This is a genomic window from Paraburkholderia dipogonis, assembly GCF_046027395.1.
GTDB lineage: Bacteria > Pseudomonadota > Gammaproteobacteria > Burkholderiales > Burkholderiaceae > Paraburkholderia > Paraburkholderia dipogonis_A.
Map to the genome: position 1 here is coordinate 41,862 of NZ_JAQQEG010000039.1, position 21,061 is coordinate 62,922.

18 protein-coding genes and 2 pseudogenes are annotated in these 21,061 nt (G+C 61.4%); 6 read left to right on the top strand and 14 right to left on the bottom strand.

Going from position 1 to position 21,061, the window contains the following annotated elements; genetic code table 11:
* Window positions 1-62: 62 nt before the first annotated feature.
* Window positions 63-476: pseudogene (locus tag PQR32_RS32145) on the bottom strand (response regulator); the annotation flags it as partial.
* An 869-nt stretch (window positions 477-1,345) separates the two neighbouring features.
* On the bottom strand, window positions 1,346-1,933 hold the full coding sequence (locus PQR32_RS32150; protein WP_408236705.1) for a hypothetical protein: 588 nt from the start codon (window positions 1,931-1,933) through the stop codon (window positions 1,346-1,348).
* Between the two features lie 153 nt (window positions 1,934-2,086).
* On the opposite strand from PQR32_RS32150, the gene PQR32_RS32155 reads away from it, so the two are divergent.
* Together PQR32_RS32155 and PQR32_RS32160 are read left to right on the top strand one after the other, a co-directional pair.
* Window positions 2,087-2,359 carry a helix-turn-helix domain-containing protein gene (locus tag PQR32_RS32155; RefSeq protein WP_408236708.1) on the top strand — a complete coding sequence of 91 codons (273 nt, stop codon included), beginning with the start codon at window positions 2,087-2,089 and terminating at the stop codon, window positions 2,357-2,359.
* 158 nt (window positions 2,360-2,517) lie between these two features.
* The gene (locus PQR32_RS32160; protein WP_408236711.1) at window positions 2,518-3,507 is read left to right on the top strand and encodes a LysR family transcriptional regulator; all 990 of its coding nucleotides are present in this window, start codon (window positions 2,518-2,520) and stop codon (window positions 3,505-3,507) included.
* Between the two features lie 66 nt (window positions 3,508-3,573).
* On the opposite strand, the gene PQR32_RS32165 is transcribed toward PQR32_RS32160, so the two are convergent.
* The 3 genes from PQR32_RS32165 to PQR32_RS32175 form a co-directional block, all read right to left on the bottom strand.
* Window positions 3,574-4,545 carry an ornithine cyclodeaminase family protein gene (locus PQR32_RS32165; protein WP_408236714.1) on the bottom strand — a complete coding sequence of 324 codons (972 nt, stop codon included), beginning with the start codon at window positions 4,543-4,545 and terminating at the stop codon, window positions 3,574-3,576.
* 48 nt (window positions 4,546-4,593) lie between these two features.
* Window positions 4,594-5,937 (bottom strand): MFS transporter, encoded by a 1,344-nt coding sequence (locus PQR32_RS32170; protein WP_408236717.1) that lies wholly within the window; start codon window positions 5,935-5,937, stop codon window positions 4,594-4,596.
* A gap of 76 nt (window positions 5,938-6,013) precedes the next feature.
* A complete protein-coding gene (locus PQR32_RS32175; RefSeq protein ID WP_408236720.1) occupies window positions 6,014-7,570 on the bottom strand; it encodes a M81 family metallopeptidase in 1,557 nt (518 codons plus the stop codon).
* 451 nt (window positions 7,571-8,021) lie between these two features.
* Here PQR32_RS32175 and PQR32_RS32180 point away from each other — a divergent pair, with 451 nt between their 5' ends.
* Window positions 8,022-8,825 carry a class II aldolase/adducin family protein gene (locus PQR32_RS32180; RefSeq protein WP_408236723.1) on the top strand — a complete coding sequence of 268 codons (804 nt, stop codon included), beginning with the start codon at window positions 8,022-8,024 and terminating at the stop codon, window positions 8,823-8,825.
* A gap of 11 nt (window positions 8,826-8,836) precedes the next feature.
* Here PQR32_RS32180 and PQR32_RS32185 read toward each other — a convergent pair whose 3' ends face one another.
* The 4 genes from PQR32_RS32185 to PQR32_RS32200 all read right to left on the bottom strand — a co-directional run bounded on the left by PQR32_RS32185 (window position 8,837) and on the right by PQR32_RS32200 (window position 13,562).
* Window positions 8,837-9,784, bottom strand: a complete 948-nt coding sequence (locus PQR32_RS32185) for a LysR substrate-binding domain-containing protein (RefSeq protein WP_408236726.1) — start codon at window positions 9,782-9,784, stop codon at window positions 8,837-8,839.
* Between the two features lie 80 nt (window positions 9,785-9,864).
* A complete protein-coding gene (locus tag PQR32_RS32190; protein WP_408236729.1) occupies window positions 9,865-11,157 on the bottom strand; it encodes an MFS transporter in 1,293 nt (430 codons plus the stop codon).
* Window positions 11,158-11,409: 252 nt separating this feature from the next.
* Entirely contained in the window at window positions 11,410-12,297 is an 888-nt protein-coding gene (locus PQR32_RS32195; RefSeq protein WP_408236732.1) for an amidohydrolase family protein, read from the bottom strand.
* 11 nt (window positions 12,298-12,308) lie between these two features.
* Entirely contained in the window at window positions 12,309-13,562 is a 1,254-nt protein-coding gene (locus PQR32_RS32200; RefSeq protein ID WP_408236735.1) for an MFS transporter, read from the bottom strand.
* A 107-nt stretch (window positions 13,563-13,669) separates the two neighbouring features.
* Between PQR32_RS32200 and PQR32_RS32205 the strand changes: the two genes are divergently transcribed.
* Window positions 13,670-14,572: a LysR family transcriptional regulator gene (locus PQR32_RS32205; RefSeq protein WP_408236738.1), complete on the top strand. Its 903-nt coding sequence runs from the start codon at window positions 13,670-13,672 to the stop codon at window positions 14,570-14,572.
* Window positions 14,573-14,875: 303 nt separating this feature from the next.
* Here PQR32_RS32205 and PQR32_RS32210 read toward each other — a convergent pair whose 3' ends face one another.
* Window positions 14,876-16,093 carry an FAD-dependent monooxygenase gene (locus PQR32_RS32210; protein ID WP_408236741.1) on the bottom strand — a complete coding sequence of 406 codons (1,218 nt, stop codon included), beginning with the start codon at window positions 16,091-16,093 and terminating at the stop codon, window positions 14,876-14,878.
* A 173-nt stretch (window positions 16,094-16,266) separates the two neighbouring features.
* On the opposite strand from PQR32_RS32210, the gene PQR32_RS32215 reads away from it, so the two are divergent.
* Entirely contained in the window at window positions 16,267-17,211 is a 945-nt protein-coding gene (locus PQR32_RS32215; RefSeq protein ID WP_408236744.1) for a LysR family transcriptional regulator, read from the top strand.
* 143 nt (window positions 17,212-17,354) lie between these two features.
* Here the strand turns inward: PQR32_RS32215 and PQR32_RS32220 are convergent.
* From PQR32_RS32220 to PQR32_RS32235, 4 genes and pseudogenes are all read right to left on the bottom strand, one after another.
* Window positions 17,355-17,705, bottom strand: a pseudogene (locus PQR32_RS32220) (GNAT family N-acetyltransferase); the annotation flags it as partial.
* A complete protein-coding gene (locus PQR32_RS32225) occupies window positions 17,599-18,951 on the bottom strand; it encodes a dicarboxylate/amino acid:cation symporter (RefSeq protein ID WP_408236747.1) in 1,353 nt (450 codons plus the stop codon). The gene PQR32_RS32225 and the pseudogene PQR32_RS32220, both read right to left, overlap by 107 nt.
* A 382-nt stretch (window positions 18,952-19,333) precedes the next feature.
* Window positions 19,334-19,855: a cytochrome b/b6 domain-containing protein gene (locus PQR32_RS32230; RefSeq protein WP_408236750.1), complete on the bottom strand. Its 522-nt coding sequence runs from the start codon at window positions 19,853-19,855 to the stop codon at window positions 19,334-19,336.
* A gap of 15 nt (window positions 19,856-19,870) precedes the next feature.
* The gene (locus PQR32_RS32235; RefSeq protein WP_408236753.1) at window positions 19,871-20,134 is read right to left on the bottom strand and encodes a PepSY domain-containing protein; all 264 of its coding nucleotides are present in this window, start codon (window positions 20,132-20,134) and stop codon (window positions 19,871-19,873) included.
* Window positions 20,135-20,330: 196 nt separating this feature from the next.
* On the opposite strand from PQR32_RS32235, the gene PQR32_RS32240 reads away from it, so the two are divergent.
* Window positions 20,331-21,056, top strand: coding sequence for a haloacid dehalogenase type II (locus PQR32_RS32240; protein WP_408236756.1), 726 nt, complete (start codon window positions 20,331-20,333; stop codon window positions 21,054-21,056).
* Window positions 21,057-21,061 lie beyond the last annotated feature (5 nt).

The following is a 21,061-nucleotide window of genomic DNA, read 5'->3' on the forward strand; positions in this document are numbered from 1 at the left end:
CGCAGCCGCGAGTCGACGCGTCACAACGCAGTGCCATGCGGACGCACGCAATCGCTGCGGCCCTATGGCGCTAATTGAGGTGCGCAGAGAGAGTCACCACGGCGCGCAAGGTCTGCCTGCTGGCAAAATGGCGGCCGGGAAAATGCGGGCGCGGACGTCCTGTCGCTCAGGCAGCGAAACTGTTCGGAAATCGACGACATCGATTGTCCACGGCATCTGTCCTCTGTTTGGTATTCCTGAGATTCTAGGCGGCCTTGAAATCCAGCAGCAAGTAAAAAGGTGATAAACGACGTCTTGCTATCTGCAAGCGCCGGCGCTGCCTTTAGAGAGCGAACCAGCTTGGCGCCGTCCATTCCTGGCATCATGACGTCCGACACGACGACATCCGGGCGTTCTTGTGCTACCGCCTGCATTGCATCCACGCCGTCGGCCGCTGTGCGGACCCGGTAGCCATCGCCTCCAAGAAGCGCCTCGAGCGCCCCTCGTAGTCCGCCGTCCTCGTACCCGCGTGGTGCCGGAAGGCTGGTTCAATCGACATAGAAGGGCGCTTGGTGGGGCTGCGGCATGGGAATTGCGGGGACCTGTAAGCGGGTTCGCACACTGCAGTGCTAACGACCGCTTTGCGTTTAAGGAGACAGCCATGCGAGTCGCGACAAAAGGAATTCTGATTTCAGCGGTATTTATCGGTATATCAGGGAGTGTCTACGCACAAGGCGCGGGTGGTGGAGGAGCCGCCGCGGGGCAAGGTGGCACGGGTATGAGCAAGCCGAGCGCGGGCGGTTCGACCGATACAGTGTCGGGCGCATCAGGGGCAAATAGCATGGCACCCTCTGGTACTACGTCACACAAGAAGATGCATAAGAAGTCCGGCGCCGCCATGCCGGCGTCTGCTACCAATCCGGCTTCGGGCGGGAGTTGAAGATTGCTTGATTTCGGGCGGTGTGTGTATTGCGGTGTAAGGATACTGGATGGCGCCTGCCGCCCTATGTGACTCGTACGATTGATGGGCACTTGGGGTGTCTGGCGTATAGAGTATCGAAAGGTGGTTTGCGCTCGGCGCACAGCGTGCCTGGGTGCTTTACTCTTGCTTCTGTTGCGGCTGGCGTCGAAACATCAGCCGATTGTCTGGACTTTCTACGTTCTCCTCGGACCGTCCGCTTGTCGCGGTGCTCTTCCTTCTGGCATGGTAGCCATGCGCCCCGTTTGTTTGGAATGACTTCGTTGCGCGCAAGGTGCATTCCGCGAACAATGACGGGCGCCATTCCTTAAAACTGCTACGGGTCTGCGGCTCACGGTGGCCGATCTTTCGACGTCGACACTGCGACCGCCGAGTGAAGCCTTCTATCTACTGCGACTCCACCGCGTACGCTCCGACGCTTTTCCGTCGATTCGGTGCGAAGTACCAAAACGCGCCGGCCGTCTGAATGATGACGAGGCCGGCCCAGACTGCCTGATGCGCGATGGCTGGGTAGTGTCCCTGCACCGCGGTCCAATGACCGAGCGCTGCACCAATCCCGATTTGCGTCGCGAAGACGCCGACAAAGATGACCAGCGTGAACGTCGTGTTCACGCGACCGAGCAGACGCGCAGGAAAGTGCTCGGCCAATACCGCACAGGTCAGGATGCCCGTTCCTCCCAACGCCCCGTAAGCACCCCACAGAAGCGGTTCGGGAATCGGTTCGGGAATCGCGAGGAGTTTTGTAAAGACAGCCGCAACGATGAAATCGTAGTACTCGAGCGCGCCTCCTAAAGAAGCCAAGGCGAGGGTTTTAATGTCACTTCGGCTCATCGCTTCGCGTTGCATGGCGACGCCGGCTGACCGGACAGGGGTAGAACTCATCGTTATCTCCAAACACAACGAAACCCGCTCATTCGGGAGATGGTGATTCACCTCGCCGACCATGGAGATACGTTTGCGGATCAGATGCACCATGCCCAATTTTGTCAGGTATTACTTCATCAGCTATCGCGAGCGCCTGTCGAGCAGCTGTCTCTGCCGATATCGACCCATCCGAAGTTACGAAACGTGTGTAACGCCCTTATCGACAATCCCGCGGACAGACGGTCTCGAGCCGAATGGGCCAGCATGGTCGCAATGAGTGAGCGCACCTTTGACCGGCTTGTCATGAAGGAGACCGGGCAAAGCTTCGGTCGCTGGCGTCAACAACTTCAACTGATTGTCGCGTTGCGCGATTTATCTGGTGGGGCCAGTGTTCAACAGGTAGCGCTTGCCCTTGGATACGAGTCCACCACCGCGTTCATCATCATGTTCAAGAGAGCGTTCGGGGTGCCACCGGGCCAATATATGCTGGACCGCCGTGCACTTGTCGGGGCCGATTCGACTGCGGAGAGGGTTTGAGGTGGAGAAATCAACGAAGAGTAGATCGCGCACATCTGCTGGCGCGCGAACACGAGGACGGATGGGCAGGAATCGCTCACGTCAGGCGTAAAAAAATAATGGCGATCATTAACGCCACAGAATACCATCGTCGGATCGCTGCTCTCACACCCAAGTCAATGATTTCCACCGAGGACCTACATTTTTTCATTACGCTTGCGAGCGCTTTGTCGCTGGCGGATGCCGCGCGCAAGCTCGATGTGACGCCGCCCGCCGTCACGCAGCGGCTGCGTCTTCTGGAGAACCGGTTGGGCATGCGCTTGATCGATCGATCGGGCCGGCGCATGGTGCTCACCGACGAGGGCGAACTGCTTGCGGTACACGCGCGCCGGATCTGCGATGACATTGGCAATTTGTCAGACACGCTGGCATCGCGGCGCGGCACGGTGGCCGGCCATCTGCGCGTGATCGCACCGCTCGGTTTCGGGCAGCGTTACGTCGCGCCCGTCATTGCGCAATTTCGTGCCCTCTATCCCGAAGTGAGCGCAAGTCTGATGCTGTCCGATCGCCCCGCGCGCATTTCGGATGACATGTGGGACCTGATGGTGCATATCGGCGAGTTGCGCGATTCGTCGCTCGTCAGCCGGCGCCTCGCACCTAATCGCCGCATCCTGTGCGCGGCGCCGAGCTATCTGGCGCGTCGCGGTGAACCAAAGCATCCGGAGGAACTGCTCACGCATGACTGTATCGCGCTGCGCGAAAACGATGAAGACGTGACGATGTGGCGCTTCACGCCGAGAGATCAGGGCGCACCGGCGAACGTCAGAGTCGAGCCGATGCTGACGAGCAATGATGGCGGCACCGTGCGTGATTGGGCGCTTGCCGGGCTTGGGATCATTTCGCGCTCCGAATGGGACGTGGCCGAGCATCTGCACGCGGGGCGGCTCGTCCCGCTGCTCGAAGCGTGGACGCAGCCGGACGCGGATATTGTCGCGCTAATCAGTTCGCGGCATGGACGCTCGCTGCGCGCTCAGCGCTTTCTGGACCTTCTGCATGCGTCGACGTTGCAACAACCCTGGTTGCCGCGTGACAGCGAACAATCTAGCAGCGGCAAACGTGCACAGGGCTCTGGTGCTGGTGGATTGACGGCTCGCGCGAGCGTCGCCTGACGGATGTGGTCGAGTACCCGCGCCGGTCTGAACGGAGCGGGCCTGACGACCGGTGAACCGATGCCACTACCAGGGCCACGACAACGAGGTCGCCGTACCCGTTTCGCAGGCACGCTCGTAAAGCATTCGCGCGACCGTCAGATCCTGCAGGGCGATACCGGTCATGTCGAACAGGGTGATGTCGTCAGGATGCCGATCTATCCGGACCTGGCCGGTGATCAGATCGCCGATCTCGATGCATGGCGTGTCAGGCGCCCATTGTGTCTCGCCGATTTCGCGCGCCTGGGTCCGGTCGTCGACAACCAGGCGGACGCGCGGCAGCAACTCTTCTGGAAGTTCGCGTTTGCCTTTGGTGTCCGCGCCGACGCAGTTGAGGTGAGTGCCGGGCTGCACTGCTTGCGCGTCGAAGAGTGGCCCCTTGCCCGGCGTGGCCGTGACTACCACATCGCTGTCAGCCACCGCAGCGTTGCGGTCGGTCGCATGCAGGACTTCGCAACGTCCGGCGAACTGCGCTTCAAATGAAACGTCGCGCTCATCGTCTACGGTGACATAGCGAACGCAGGAAAGCTGTTCGAGCACACGCAATGCGAATCTGACCTGCACTTGCGCTTGTACACCCGTGCCAAATACGCACAGATGAGCGCTGTCCGCACGCGCGAGGAGCGTCAAACCCAAGCCACCGGCAGCGCCCGTGCGCATGGTCGTGATTGCATTACCGTCGATGACGCACACCGGCCGGCCGGTTTTCGGATCGATCAGGAGAATGGTGGCCTGGTGCGGTTCGCCGCCCAGCCCGCGGTTTGCCGGCCAAAACCCCGCAGCCTTGAATCCGAGCAAGCCTTGCGACTGCACGTCGCCCGATTTGATTCCGAATACGCCCCCTGTCACGAGTGGCTCCCTGACAACAGGGAACACACGGCCCTCGCCCCGGCTGTGAAGAGCGAATGCTTCCCGTACTGCTTCGACTACATCGTCAGGCTTCAGCAAGGCTTCGACCTGGTGTTTGTCGATCAGGATCAGCTTGGCATCATTACGCATCGTGGTACACCTTGATTCTTGAGAATGGCAAATGCAGTGTGTCCGGCCTCAGGAGGCACTGCCTTGCGGCGCGCTCGCTGGCGGCAATGCCGCACGGCTTGCGCGCTCTACAAACAGCACCATCATCGCGGACAGGCACATGAGTCCGGCAACACCGAGCATCGGCACGCGATAGGAGCCGGTGACGTCATGCAGCCAGCCGGTAGCGTAGGGGCCGAGGAAGCCGGCCAGCGTGCCGATCGTATTGATGAGGCCGATGCCCGATGCGGCCGCGGCATTGCTCAGATAGCGCGGAGGCAACTGCCAGAACGAGGCATGCGGGGTGTAGACGCCGACCGCGCCGAGCGTAAACGCAGCCATGACCTCGTACGGCGACGAAAGGAACAGCGCAGCGGCGAACGACAAGCCGCCGATCGCCGTCGGAATCGCAACGTGCCAGGCGCTGAGTGCGGTACGTCGTGCATATTGTCCCCACAACAGAATAGTCACCGCCGACACCGCGAAGGGAACAGCGGTAATCAGTCCAACCTGGAAGACCGAATATTTGACAGCGAACAGGTGGGAGAACTCCGCGACCATCTGCGGCAAGAAGAATGACAGCGCGACGACGCCGATATTGATCCCGAAGTAGATCAGTCCGAATGCGAGGACTCGCCGGTCGAGCAACGCAAGCCACGCGCTTTTCGGCGACACCCGCTGGGCTTCCTGCCGCTCCACGGCGAGCGCGTGGCTCAGTTCGGCGCGCTCGTCGGCGGTCAACCACCGGGCGTCGTCGGGGCGGTCTTTCATGACCATGAACGTGACGACACCTAGCGCGATCGCCGGCAATCCTTCTATGAAGAACATCGAGCGCCAGCCGGACCAGCCGAACAGATGCGTATGTTCCATCACGAAAGTTGAAATCGGTGCGCCCAGCATGTTCGACAGCGGGATGGCGAGAAAGAGCAGCGACATCAGCCACACCCGCTCCTGCCGCGGCAGCCAGAACGTGACATACAGGATCATCCCCGGAAAGAATCCTGACTCTGCAATGCCGAGGAGAAAGCGCAGCGCGTACAGCGTGTGAGCGCTGTTGACGAATGCAGTCAGCGAAGCGATCAATCCCCAGGTGACGAGAATCCGCGTCATCCACAGCCGTGCGCCAAAGCGCGCCAGCAGCAGATTGCTCGGCACGGCGACGAGAATGTACCCGGCGTAGAAGAGGCCGGCGGCCAACCCGAACTGGGAGACCGACATGCCGAGTTCGTGATTCATCGTCAGCGCCGCGTAGCCGACGTTCGCCCGGTCCATCTGGTTGACCATGTAGAGCAAGATCAGCAGCGGCGCCAGGCGCCAGATGACCTTCCGGGTGGTTTGTGATCTGATTCGCGTCACATCTGGCGTATCGTTCATTGGGAAAATCCTCTGTTGCAATGGTGCGTGTCTTGCGCGTGCTGTGAAGACAGGACGTCTTCGCGGGGTAGTCCGCTCATCGCGGGTCGCGCCTTGGCAGAACCGTACGGACCGTCGGACTCCACGTGGAAATGTCGTCCAGCGGTATGACGGGGCGCGGCAGCTTCTTGAAATCGAATCGCGCGAGGATCGGGGAAGTCAGACCTGGCGCATCGACGCTGACGATTTGCGCATCGGAAAAGAACTCGTCGAATGCCGCCCTGAAATGGCCGCGCGACTTCAATACGACGACGCGCGCACGCGCAATGTCGATGCCGAACATCTCGAAGAACATCGGCTCATGACACTGATGTCGCTTGCTGATGACGATGACCGTCACGCCGCCGATCTGCAGCGCGGCGCACGGTCCAAGGTCGAAGCTGCAGCCCGCCAGTTGTCCGCGTCGGCCGACACCTTTGCCGTCGTGCAGTTTGAACACGCGGGCCGGCGCGTTGAGCGGCTCCGAATACACCGTGGTTTCAGCACGATTGAAGCGCGCGACGAACGGTTGCGCGGTGCCCGCCATGTAGGCGTCCGCCACCAGGTCCGGATCCGTGATGACGCCGAGAATCGCATCCTGCACCTCGTGCTGAAGTAGCGCCTTGAGCACGAACGGCGTGTTGCCGCGGCCGCCACCGCCCGGGTTGTCAGCCACGTCGGCGAGTAGCAGCGGCGCTAACGAAGGATCGTCGCTCGTCGCTTTGGCGAGGCGGACCGCGTCGTCGAGTGGCGTCAACGTCGGCGTGAATGCCGCACGCTCTTGCCACGCATACGACACAAGATCGTTGGCCACTCGATGCGCGAGCGGCGCATCCCCGCGTGTGGTCACGATTACCGTCAAGCCGTTCTTCGGCGTGTCTGCAAACGCAAAGCCGCCGACAATCGAGACGTTCACGATTCGCGGGTCGTCCAGCGCTTCCGCGCGCCGGATCATCTCCGCATACGGTCCGGTTCCCGGGGCCGTCAGCAGCTGGGTGGGAGGGGCGCAGACGGGCATGCGCACGTGCGCGACAGCCGTGCGCATGCCGTTCAATAATTCGCTCAGGATGCGGGCGGCCTCGGCGCCGCGCTCGGCCATATCGGTGTGAGGATTGCGACGGTATGAGACCAACGCGTCGACGGCGTTCACCATCCGGTCGGACACGTTCGCGTGCAGGTCGACGGTGGCGACGATCGGTACCGTGGGTCCGACGATATTGCGTACGAGCGTGAAAACCGCGCCGTCGGGGTCGTCTTCTTCTGTCGTGATAGCGGCGCCATGCTCACAGATATAGACAGCGTCGAGCGGCAGTGCCGCACGCAATCGCTGTTCGAATTCGCCCAGCGTGTCGGCGAAGAATGCGTGTTCGACCGGGCCGCCCGACTCTGCGTTGGCAAAGAGGATCGGGACAGGTGTCCACTCAGAGGTCGCATCCATCGTTCGAACGAATGCGGGAATTTCCGGCGTCATCACCGGCGCTTCCTTGCGTGCGTCGTCCAGCAGCGCGGTAGCTTGCAAGTAGGCGCGCGATACGAAATCGGCGCGCGTGGACACCGGTGCAAACCGGTTCGACTCGATCGCGAAGCCAAGCATGGCAATGCGCGGGTTTTTCATCAGTCACTCCTCATCGCCGGCGTCACCCAGATCGGCATCGCACGCTGGTGTTCCCGGCGGGTCATCAACGCATCATTGCGTTGCTTTCGACGACGCGGCGATTGGCCGCCAGCATGCAAGCGTCGACACCTGATTTCGCATGCTCGTGAAAGTATTGGTTGCCAAAATGCCATGCGGGTTAACGTCGACTGATTGCTTCATTCACGTTGGAGTTAACCGTCTCGCACGAAAGCAGTGGACACGGTCGGCCGCGCGATCGGTCGCGGGGAGGCATCGGGGATGTTCGAAGAAGCGTGGGCGCCGCAAGCGTGAGTGCGGCCGGCCTCGGCAGGCCTGGAGAAGCGGGGCGCGCGTTGTGAGCGCAAGAAGCAAACTTGTGACAAATCGTCGATGGACCGTGCGGTCCGCGCGGCCGAGAATGAATGCTTCATTCAGCACGAAGGAGCATGTCATGGGCCACGCGGAAGTCCGCGAGTTGCAGATTCCCAAGCCAATTGGCGGACGCTTGCCGGAGCCGCCGGTATTCGCGAGCCTCGACGATGAGCGGCAACATCGCAAGCTCAAACTCGCTGCGGCATTTCGCATCTTCGCGCGATTCGGGCTCGCCGAAGGTATAGCCGGACACATCACGGTTCGCGACCCGGAGTTTCACGATCGATTTTGGGTCAACCCGTACGCACAGCATTTTTCGTCGATCCATCCCGACGATCTCGTTTGCATCGACGAGGAGGCCAATGTCTACCACGGGACCGGACCCGTCAACGCCGCTGCTGCGGCGATTCACTGCGGCATCCACGGCGCGAATCCCGATGTCGTTGCAGCAGCCCATACACACACGCCTTTCGGTCGCGCGTTTTCCGCGCGCGCACGGCTGCTTGCTCCGCTCAATCAGGAAGCGTGTCTCTTCCACGAGGATCATGTGCTATTTCGTGGCGACGTAGTGGTGCTCGCCACCGAAGAAGGTCGCCGGATCGCGCAGACGATGGGCACGAAGCGCGCCGCTGTTCTGCTCAATCATGGCCTGCTGACCGTCGGTTCATCCGTCGACGCCGCGGCGTATCGCTTTATCGCGATGGAGCGTTGCTGCCAGGTGCAGTTACTCGCCGAGGCGGCCGGCCCGATCGAGCCGCTATCCGACGAGGAGGCGCAGGCCACGCGCGCGCAACTGGGATCCGACTATGTCGCATGGCTTGGATTCCAGGGCCTCTATCAGCAACTCCTGCGCGACAACCCTGATCTGCGCGAACTCGCCTGAAGCGGATGTTGCTAATGTGGCGCAAGCGTCGCTTCGATAGCTGCTGCGCGGTCGCGGCAGCCGTCACGATAGTCGCGAACCGCGGCGCCTAGCCATTGATCAAAGCGTTTGAGCGGTTCCCACTCGCGTTTCTGCTCGGGAAACGAGTAGTAGACGGTCTCCGGATTCGGGATCGAATGAGGGTGGATCTGGACGAGTGCACCGCTGCGCAACTCCCGTTCGATCAGGATGTGCGGAAGCAAGGCCACACCCAGTCCGGAAATCGCGGCATTAATGGCCATGATGAACATATCGTAGTGCTGGTTCGACGTGCTAGGTTCGATGACCTGCGCGCACGCCGTTTCGGACCATGCAAGCCACGCGCGTGGTAGATCGCGAGTGTGGATCCAGGGCAGCGCGCTGATCCCTTCGCCACTCAACGCTCCGCGCGTACCGATCAACGAGGGCGCACAGACAGCGAGAATTTCATCGTCGCTGACGAGCGGCTGTCCCGGCATCGCAGGCCACAAGCTCTGCGCAAAATAGATCGCGGCATCGAAGCTCGAATCGTCGAAGAAAGTAGGCTGATCGCGGCCCATGATGTGGAGTTGCAGATCCGGATTGGACTCGTAGAAATCATGCAGTCGTGGAATCAGCCATTGAGATGCAAATGTGACACCGACGGCTAGCTGGAGCTTCACTTCGCTCTGCTTGCTTACCAGCTCGAGCGTATCGCGCCGAATCTGGTCGAGATGGACGCGGATCCGCCGTGCGTACTCCGCGCCCGCCGCGGACAATACCAGCCGCTGACGGACTCGCTCGAAGAGCGGGATGCCCAGATGCGCTTCGAGTTCGTTGACCTTCTTGCAGACCGCGCCATGCGTCTGCGACAGCTCGGCCGCGGCCTTTGAAAAACTTTCATGGCGCGCCGCTGCTTCAAAAGCTTGCAGGGCGCTGAGACTGGGAACACCGCGGCGCATCGAGAATCCTTGCTGGCGAAAAGGAATGGGCAATGGATACGCCGATGATAGTCCTTCGTGCGGCGAGGCGCTGGCGACGTCTATTCGCTCGCAAGCCGGCGCAGGCCGACCTCGCGCCAGCGCGTCTCGAGCAGCATGACCACGATGGAAGCGAGCACCATCGTCGCTGCAATGCCGACGAACGCGAGCACGAACGTGCCGGTCGTATCCTTTACCCACCCGATAAAATACGGCAGCAAAAATCCTGACGATACCCCGATACTGGTAATCAGCGCGATGCCGGCCGCTGCGGCACGATCCGTGAGTAGGCGGCTGGGCAACTGCCAGAAAGTCGTGATGCTGCAAAAGCAGGCCGACGCGCCAATCGAAAGCGCAATGATCGACTGGTAGGGCGACTTCAGCAGTAGCGCCACCGAGAGCGCGGCCGCGCACACCAGCAGCGGGCCGGCCACATGCCAGGCGCCGACGTTGTGGCGGCTGACCAGACGGCCCCAGATCAGCATCGTAATGACAGCAACGCCAAATGGAATCGCCGTAATCAGCCCGATATCCATGAGGCTGTACTTCACCCCAAAAGTGCTTTCAAACGTCTTGATGACTTGCGGCAGAAAATAGAGCAAGCCGATGATGCCGGCATTGGTGCCGAAGTAGACGACACCGAGCGCCCAGACTTTCGGATTTCGCAGCGCTCCCAAGACGCCGGACGGTGAGGTGGCGGCCGCTGCCTGAGCCCGTTCGGCAGCCAGCGCCGCCGCGATTTCGCCCTTTTCAGCAGCGGAAAGCCACCGCGAGCGGGAAGGGTCGTCCGTCAGCCAGAAATAGGCCACCACGCCAAGAATGATCGCGGGCAACCCCTCCAGCAGAATCATCGCGCGCCAGCCGGTCACGCCGAACACGTTCGCGTGTGCCATCAACCACGTGGACACGGGCGCGCCGAGCACGCCGGTCAGCGGGATGGCGGTCACGAACAGGGACATCATCCACACGCGATTGCGTGCGGGCATCCATAGCGTGAGGTAGTACACCATACCCGGAAACAGGCCCGCCTCGAATGCGCCAAGAAAGAAGCGGGCGATATAGAGCCAGCGGGAGTCGGGAACGAAGCTCGTCAGCGAGGAGAGCAGACCCCAGCTCAGTAGGATGCGTGTCATCCACAGCCGGGCGCCAAACCGATGCATGCACAGGTTGCTCGGTACTTCGAAGAGAATATAGCCAAGGAAAAACAGGCTTGCCGCGAAACCGTATTGCGCCGCTGTCATATGCAGTTCAGCGTTCATGGTCAGCGCGGCGTAGCCGATGTTTGCGCGGTCAAGCTGGTTCGCGACGTACATCAGGATCATCAGCGGCGCGAGCCGCCAGGCGATTCGCTTCATCAACCGATCGGAAATCGCGGGTTTGAGCGCCTCAAGGTCCATGGTTTTCCCCAGATCTACACGTTGCGGGTTGCTCTCAAGGGAGATTAAGCGCCGTGACCGGTGGGAGGACAATGCACGAAAAATATTGACTTTGTGAGCAAACGTCACAGGGTAGAACCGGCGCTTTTTGCGTTCGTGTTTGCTGCAGGCTGAAATCTCTGCCGTTGTGACGCGCCGCTCCGGCGGATTTGCCGCCGCGCGGTCGAGCGCTTATTCGAATCGATAAAGCGTGCGCGCCGAGCTCGCCAAAATAGACGCGCGCTGCACCGCGTCCGGAACCCACTGATCGAGTGCCCGACAGGTTGCGGTGTAATCGACGAGTTGCTGATGCTGCGTATGCGGCCAGTCGCTGCCCCAGACCAGTCGCGCGGGCGTGTAAGCGTCGAGAAGCTGGCTCGCGAGAGCGGTGCCCAATGCTGCACCATCATCGTCCACCGCGCTCCGGTAAGCTGCCGACAACTTCACCCAGACGCGTCCGGTAGCAGCAAGCGACAGCAGATACTTGAAGCCTGGATCGTCGGCAGCAGTGCGCGGATCGGGCCGGCCGAAATGATCCACGACCACCGTGCAGCCCAGCTCGAGCAGCGGCCCGACAACGGCATGCAAGTCCACGGCTTGACGGTGAACCTCGACATGCCAGCCGAGCGCGTTGACACGCGCGAACAGCCGCCGCCAGTCGGGTGCGGTCAGTTGTGGAAGCTGCAAGCCGACGAGATTCAAGCGGATACCCACTACACCTGTGCTATTGAGCAGTGCGAGTTCGTTATCGGTGACTGCGCAATCCACGACCGCCACCCCACGAAAACGTCGCGGATAGCGCTTCGCCACCTCGAGGAAAAAGGAATTGTCGGTACCGAGAAAACTGGGTTGCACGAGCACGGCGTGCGAGACACCGTTCGACAGCAAGTGACCGGCGTAGGCATCCACCGTTGCGTCGTAATCCGGCGCGTGGCGGCGCTGCTGCGCAAGCGGCAAGCCGCGTACGAACACATGGGCATGCGCGTCGATTGCGGTGATCCGCGGATCTTTGGTGTGGTACCACTGGTCCGCCACCGCCGTGCCTTGTGTCTGCATCGTTTGAATCTGTTCGTCGATCATGTGCTTCCCCGTTAGGCGCGGCTCGTGGCATTGGCTGCTACCGTCGCGATCCGGCGGTTCTTCGTTTCCGGCAACATGAGCGCGGCCACGACCACGAGTCCGTAGGCAATGCCGGCATCGATGCCGAGTGCCGAGCCGAGCGGCATCGAGTTGCCCATGTGTCCGACCAGCACCGGAAAACCTGCCGAGACGATCCGTCCGAAGTTGTAGCAAAAGCCCACGCCGGTGCCGCGAATGCCTTGCGGATAAAGTTCGTTGAACAGTGCGCCGAGCGTGGCGGGGATGCCGGCAGCAAAGAGGCCCAGCGGAAAGCTGAGGAACAGCATGGCGGTGTCGCCCATCGGCAGGAAGACGTAGAGATTGACCGTCGCGATGCAGCACACGGCGAAGAGAATCACGTTGAGCCGGCGGCCGATCCGATCCTGGAGCCACGCACTCACGAAGCAGCCGCAGATGAACGCCGTAATGATGACGGCAAGATACCCGCCGGTGCCGAGCACTGACAAATGCCGCTCGGTCTTGAGATAAGTCGGCAGCCATGTCGTGATCGCGTGATAGCCGCCGTGCGCCCCGACACCGATCAGCGCGCCCACGATCGTCGTGCGAATCACCGACCGGTCGAAGATATTCCGTGCGGCGGGGAGCGCCTGCCTCGGCGACGCGACCGGCGCGGCGGCGCGTGGTGGTTCCACCACGTTACGGCGCAGGTAGAGCACGAGGCCGGCAGGAATCACGCCGATGCCGAACAGCAACCGCCACGCCCAATCCGGCGACACGAACGAGAAAACCAGCGTGTACAGAAGCACTGCGCCCGCCCAGCCAAAACCCCACGCACTTTGCACGATGCCCATCGCCTTGCCGCGATGCTCCGCGCGCATGGTCTCGCTCAACAGCACGGCGCCCGCGGTCCATTCGCCGCCAAAGCCCACGCCTTGCAAAGCCTTGAGAACAAGCAATTGTTCGAAGTTCTGCGCGAAGGCGCTGAGAAAGGTGAAGAGCGAGAACCAGACCACGGTGATCTGCAACGCGCGCACGCGCCCGTAGCGGTCCGACAGCATGCCCGCAAGCAGTCCGCCCAACGCACCGGCGACTAGCGTTGCGCCTCCGATCAAGCCCGCCTGGCCTTTGCCGATGCCCCAGGTCACGAGCAAGGTCGGGATCACGAGGCTGAACAACTGCGTGTCCACGCCGTCGAGTGCCCATCCGGCAAAGCAGCTCCAGAGGGTGCGTTTTTCGAGTGTCGATATCTCGCGGTACCAGTTCATCGTTGTCTCCTGTTGTTCGTGCTTGCTGCATCGTATGTGGAGGCATTCTAGTGAGCGGTTGGATAAAGATATATGATGCAAATGATCATTTTTCATATCGTTTTAATATGGACACCCGCAACCTGAAATACTTCCTCTGCGTCGCCGATGCTGGCAGCGTCACGCGCGCCGCTGAACGGCTGAACATCGCGCAACCCGCGCTGAGTCAGGCGCTCACGCGCATGGAGAAGGAACTGGGTGTCAAGCTGTTCAACCGGACGCGGCGTGGTGCGGACCTTACCGCCGCCGGGCTGTCGATCGTCGAGGACGTGCGGATGAGCGTCGCGAGAATCGACGCCGCCTCGCACCGCGCTCGCGAAATCGGCGCGCAACGGGCAGGGCGTCTGACGGTGGGCTTCGCGTCGGCGGCGCTGTTCGAGGTGCTGCCGCGCGCTATTGCGGCGTTGCGCGCATCGGTGCCGGATGTCGAGTTGGTGCTGCGCGAGATGAGCAACGCGGAGCAGGCAAGTGCGCTCGAGAAAGGGGAAATCGATATCGGCTTGCTGCATACGCCGGTGGCGGTCGCGGGCAAGATGCGGGAGAAGCTGATCGCGCGGGAGCAATTAATCGCAGTGTTGCCGGCGACGTTTCCGCTGGAGGCCGGCGCGAGTGTGTCGCTACGCGAGCTCGCGCAGCATGGGCTCGTATGGTTCCCGCAGGGCCAGTTACCCAACATTCGCGCGGGCATCCTGAGCGCGTTCCGGCAGGCGGATTGCGCGGTGGAGATCGTGCAGGACGCGAACCGGTCACTGACCGTGCTCGCGTGCGTCGCCGCGGGGTGCGGTGTGTCTCTGCTGCCGCGTTCGGTGCGGGCGCTGCAATTTAGCGGAGTCAGGCTGTGCGAGATCATCGACGGCGCCGCGCTGCCGCGCTTCGAACTCAGCGCGATCTGGCCAGCGCGTGCGAGGCAGACGCTCGCTGACCGTTTCGCGGAATTGATTGAGCCTTACCCTGCAAGCTCACTGGTGTAGAGGGATGGGCAATGGGTTCATGCGGTGGTCACTGCGACTGGAAGCCTTTAGCAGGCTAGCGGTTTCAGAAGTGCGTGCACTGGCATGCTGCTGTGCTGTTGCTGGGAGTGGTTTCTTTTAGCGATTGGCTTGTGAACGTCCGCACGCGCCAGGTATCGAACGGCGGTTTCAACCTCGATTCAGGGTCTTGTGCAACAACTCGTTGCACAAGCTGCTGGCCACACATCGCCACACGGCATGACAGCCTGGATCATGCCGCGTAGCGACTTTGATACGCGCAGGAATCGCTCAACCAGAGCTTGCTCAAAGCCAGGTGCCACCCTGCCGTTCACTCGGCTCGTCCGTAAGCGCATCGAAATCGTGAATCCAGTCCAGGTGATTCAGCACGCTGTCGCGCGCGCCGAGGCGGGCATTGCGGGCCTGCGCGGCCGGTCCGTCGGGCAGATGCAGCACGTCCGCAGTGGCTATCGACGCGTACTGCACCTTGCGCGTGCGGCCCCGGCGCAGGCGCTCGTAGGCTTCCTGCGCCTCGCGCCAATTGCCCGGACCGGCCGCGGCCAGTTGCGCGGCCAGCACCACGGCATCTTCGATCGACTGGTTGGCGCCCTGGCCGTGATGCGGTACAAGCGCATGCGCGGCGTCGCCGATCAGCGTCACGCGGCCCTTGCTCCAGCGGCCGAGCGGGGGGCGGTGGAACAGGCCCCAGCGCTGACTGATCGGCACAGCCGTAATCATCTCCACGACGGCCGGATGCCAGTCCTTGAACAGGCGTAGTTGCTCGCCCTCGCTGGCGGGCATCACCCAGTCGCGTATCGGCCACGGCGAGGGATGACGCTCGACCAGGAGGAAATTCTGGTCTCCCTTGTCGCCGATGGGATAGTGCAGCAGATGGCCGCCGGGCCCGACCCAGAACTGGATGGTCTCGGGATCGGGCAGCAGGTCCATGCGTTCAGCCGGCACCACGCCGCGAAAGCCCGAGCAACCCGAATACAGGGCGTCGTCATAGCCAAGCATCCAACGCCGCGTGATCGAGCGGGCCCCGTCGGCGCCGATCACGAGGTCGGCGTCGATGCGCTGACCGTTATCGAACGCCAGACGCACGCGATCCGGGTGCTGCACGAGATCGACCAGCCGATGGCTGAGCTTGATGCGTTCAAGGCCGACGGCTCGGGACAGCACCGCCTGCAGATCAGCACGATGAATGCCCCAGTACGAGCCGCCGAACTGCTCGCGATAGCTGGGCGTGCCGCGATGATGGCCGATGACCGCGCCGCTGCGTCCGTCGCGATAGATGAGGCCCGGCACCTCCGCGCACACCTTTTCGAAGTCCGGACGCAGTCCCATGCGCTCGTAGAAGCGCGTCGCGTTGGCCGAGAGCGCGACGGCCGCGCCCACTTCGCGCAGCTCTTCGGTCTGCTCGTAGAGTTGCGCATCGATTCCGTGCTCGCGCAGCGCGAGCGCAAGTGTAAGGCCGCCGACGCCGGCGCCGACGATCGCAATCTTTAGATCCATCTGCTTCATGACTGTGTCTCCGATATCCTGATTGATGGGTTTGGGCGGCCATGGCATTTGCCGGTGCCATGTCGAATGCGGGTGCCGTGTCAGTATTTTCAGCACTAGACCTTCATTCCTCAATAAGATGGAATGAATCTGCTTCATCACTGGATTGAATGAGACCCGGCTATGCGTGAGTCATGGAACTGAGCGAAATCGACCTCAATCTGCTGCTGCTCTTCCAGCGACTGATGCAGGAGCGGCGCGTGGCGACCGTCGCCGAGCAGATGAACATGAGCCAGCCCGGCGTCAGCAACGCGCTCGCCAAGCTGCGTCGCCGGCTTGGCGATCCCTTGTTCGTGCGCGGGCCGGGCGGAGTGGTGCCCACGCCATTCGCGCTGCGTCTGGCGGAACCGGTCTCGCAGGCGCTCGCCACCCTGCACGCCGCACTGAATCCGGTGACTGGTTTCGATCCGCTGCGCGCGATGCGCACCGTGACGATTGGCATGACCGATATCGGTGAAGTCGTTTTTCTGCCCGCGCTGCTCGAACGACTGTCGCGCGTCGCGCCGGGCGTCGCGCTCAATACCGTCCGCGATACAAGCGTCAATCTGAGCAACGAGATGGCCGACGGCCGGGTCGATCTGGCCATCGGCTTGCTGCCGCAACTCAAGGGTGGTTTCTATCAGCGCCGCCTGTTTGATCAGCGCTATGTCTGCCTGTTCAGGCGCGGCCATCCGCTCGAGGACGTGCCGCTCACGCTCGCTGCATGGCGCGAGGCCGAGCATCTCGTGGTCGTGTCGGCCGGTACCGGCCACGGGCAGGTTGAGGAGTGGCTGAAACGGCGCGGCGTACGGCGTCAGGTGCGACTGACGGTGCCGCATTTCATGAGCGTGGGCTACATCCTGCAACGCACCGATCTGATCGCCACGGTGCCGGAGCGACTTGCCCTGCAACTGGCAACCCCTTTTTCGCTCAACCTGTGCGCATTGCCCATGACGCTGCCCGCCGCGCCGATCCATCTGCTCTGGCATACACGAGTCCACCAGGACGAAGGCAATCGCTGGCTGCGCGGGGTAGTGATCGATCTGTTTGCGGACACGGCAACGCATGTGCGCAAAGCAGCGGGGCTGCAAAAGAAATAGCACTCGACGTCGAAAGGCCCGGTGGCCTCGATCACGGCCAATCGAGGCCGCGTGGTTGTCAACCCAAGGGCATGGCCAGGAACCGCAGTCGAAAGCGAATCCGCATGTCCGACGCGGGTAAGGTCGAACGTGCGGCGCAATTCAAAGCCGAGACGCTCATACAACGCAATCGCAGAAACGTTGTCGGTGAACACGTGGAGAAATGGTGTTTCCCTAGCTGTTGCGACGACGGTTTTGCGTTGCTTCGCGAGTTGGGCAGCGCCAGGGTCTTCGACTGCCGCGCCGGGCAAGGTGGGAAAATCGTCGGCGATGAACGGTCGATCGCATGCGCGGCAGCGCGGACATTCGAACGTCGGTCGAGCTCGATGCGGCAAGTTGCAGGGCTTCCTAGATGTTATGCGATCGCGGTCCCGCCGTCGCGATAGGCATGCTTTCGTCCGTACGGTCAAACACCTTTTCCGGCTCGTCCGCCTCTTCCGAAGTCTCGCTATCAAGGACCCGGCGCATTCTGGGTTGGTCTAGTTCGTTGGTCCACTTGGCGACCACCAGCGTGGCCACAGCATTGCCGATGAAATTCGTCAACGCGCGCGCTTCGGACATGAAGCGGTCGATACCGAGGATAAGCGCAAGACCTGCAACGGGTACATGTCCGACCGCGGACAGCGTTGCCGCCAGCACGATGAACCCGCTGCCCGTCACACCCGCAGCGCCTTTAGAGGTCAGCAGCAATACGGCGAGCAAAGTAATCTGATGCGTGAGGTCCAACGGGGTATTCGTCGCCTGCGCGATAAAGATGGCAGCCAGTGTGAGGTAGATCGACGTGCCATCGAGATTGAAAGAGTATCCGGTTGGAATGACTAGTCCGACCACGGATTTCTTCGCGCCAAGATTCTCCAGCTTCACCATGACGCGAGGCAGCGCTGCTTCTGACGAGGAGGTTCCAAGAACGATAAACAGTTCTTCCTTGAGGTACTTGATCAACTTCCACACGCTGAAGCCATGGAACCGGGCAATCAGTCCCAGCACGACGAAGATAAAGAAAAGGCAGGTCGCATAGAACGTGAGCATCAGCATCCCGAGCGAGAGCATGCTGCCGATGCCATATTTGCCGATGGTAAAGGCCATCGCGCCAAAGGCGCCGATCGGCGCTGCTTTCATGATGAAGCCGACGATGCGGAAGAACACGTGGGAGATCTTCTCGACAAAGTCGAAAATCAATGTGCCTCTACCGCCGAACGAGTGCAACGCGAAGCCGAACATGAGCGCGAACAACAGAACCTGAAGTATCTCGCCCTTGGCGAACGCGTCGACCACGGTCGAGGGGATGATGTTCATCAGGAAGTCGGTCGTGCTCTCCATCTTCCGCCCGCTGGTGACCGTAGCCACTGCCTTCGCGTCCAGCGTTTTCGGGTCCACGTTCATTCCGGCGCCGGGCTGCACCACGTTGACGATCACCAATCCGACCACCAGCGCGAGAGCGCTGACGATCTCAAAGTAGAGCAACGCCAATCCCCCGGTCTTGCCCACCTTCTTCATGTCTTCCATGCCGGCGATACCGACGACCACGGTGCAGAAGATGATCGGGGCGATGATCATCTTGATCAGTTTGATGAAGGCGTCGCCGAGCGGCTTCATCGCCTCGCCAGTGTGCGGGGCGAAAATTCCCAGCACAACGCCGGCGATGATCGCGACGATTACCTGAAAATAAAGTGATCGGTAAAGCGGTTTGTGCGAAGCCATTTGAGCTCCCAAACAATCACTTCAGTCGTCATTCAGAGCATTGTTCGATACGCCGGCGTGACCCAGATGACGGCGGGCAACCCCCGCGCCCGACTGTGCGGCGCAGTCGTGATACCTGTGCATGTTGCGCAGATCGCGAGAACGGCGGGCTTAGCCGGCAACCGGCAAATAGATTCTTACCAAAACATTACAAAGACTATGCTTCGCATCCGTCCGCGACAACCGGGCAAACCCGAGCGTGCAGCGCAGCAAACCGTTTTGTGATCAAACGCTGTGTCGGCGTCGGGTTTGGTCTCTGGAACCGGACGGCTAAGTAGGGCTTGGTCCGACGTCCGTAGTGGGCCCGGAGACGGTCGTTAGCGTCGGGCCGCGCTCGCAGCCGTCAGCGCTTGTCGGCGGGATCGCGTTTGAAGCCGGTCAGCATCGCGCCGATCAGATTGTCACGTGTCCAGATGCTCATGACGACGGCCGCGAGGATATGGACGCACACGCAGACTTGCAGTGCGATTGACAGACACGTGTGAAGGTCATGCGGCCAGTCTTCGCCCCAGAAGGCGTCGAGGCGCATCAGCCAGCCGCTTGCTGCGAGCGCGAGAATCAGCAGCCAGAGTGCGATTGCCATCAGGCCGCCGAGCGGATTGTGCGACAGATGATGCAGTGGCCTGCCGGCGGCCAGCGAGCGTACGTAGATTTTCAGATGCGCCGGTGTCGGCCACCAGGCGGAGAATCGCGCGTACCGCGTGCCTATAAATCCCCACACGATACGACACGCAACGAGGCCCGCAGCGATATATCCCAGTACCCGATGCGCCTGATCAGTAGGCCCGAACAGATTCCACACGACGATGCCCGCGACGGCCCAGTGCGTGAACCGCACGCCCATATCCCATGTTTTGACGGGCATCGCGCGCTGCAGGCGTTAGTCGATCTCAGACTTCACGACTGCAAGCGTCTTGGTGTCGTAATAGATCTCGACCTTTTTGCCGTCTTTGTTGTGGCCGTAGATTTCGTAGCAGTTGCCGTCGACCTTGAACTTCTTGATCTTATAGCCCTCTGCTTCGAGTTGAGCGCGCGCATCCGATTCCTTCATCCACTCGCTCTTCGGATGAGCCGGGCAATCGGCCTTAGCGAACGCCGTGCCGGAGACACCCAATGCGACACATAACGCCAGGAACTTAAGCATCCGTCACCTCATGTGCTGGTTTGTCGAGCGCCCACTTTACGTCCAGCCAGATTGGATCGCAAGCTTATTGTAGGCTTCGAATGGAAGCCGACTGGCGTGATCAAGGAAGAGCGGGGGAAGCGAGCGACATAAGTAACGGTTGCCGGGCATGCCCAATAGACTATGTCTAGCTCACCAACCAACAGGAGGATTTGCCATGAAACTGACCGACTTCGATACGCTGACTTTCGACTGCTACGGCACGCTGATCGACTGGGAAACGGGCATCTTCGAGGGGTTGCGTCCTCTGCTCGAACGCGTCAACCCGCCGCTGACGCGAGATCAGGTTCTCGAAGCACACGCGCGTCACGAGTCGTCGCAGCAGGCCTACACGCCCGCCAGGCGTTACCAGGAACTGCTTCCTATCGTGTACAAGCGACTGGCCGAGGAATGGCAGGTGCCTTTCACGCACGAGGAGTGCATCGCCTACGGCAAGTCCATACGTAACTGGCCGGCATTTGAGGACTCGGCGGGCGCGCTGCAGTACCTGAAGAAGTACTACAAGCTGGTGATCCTGTCGAACGTCGACAATGAGAGCTTCACGCACAGCAACGCGAAGCTCCAGGTCGAATTCGACGCGATTGTCACCGCAGAGGACGTCGGCTCCTATAAGCCGTCGCCGCGTAATTTCGAGTACATGCTGGACAAGCTGAGTGCCCGCGGTATCGGGAAAGAGACGATTCTCCATACCGCGGAAAGCCTGTTTCACGACCACAAGCCCGCGAACGCGTTTGGGCTTGCATCGTGCTGGATCTATCGCCGCCATTCGCAAACGGGTTTCGGCGCGACGATGAACCCGGGCGAACAGCCTGCCGTGAACTTCCGCTTCAACAGCATGGCAGAGCTCGTGAAGGCTCATCAGGAAGCGCTGCTGCGGAAGTAAGCGAC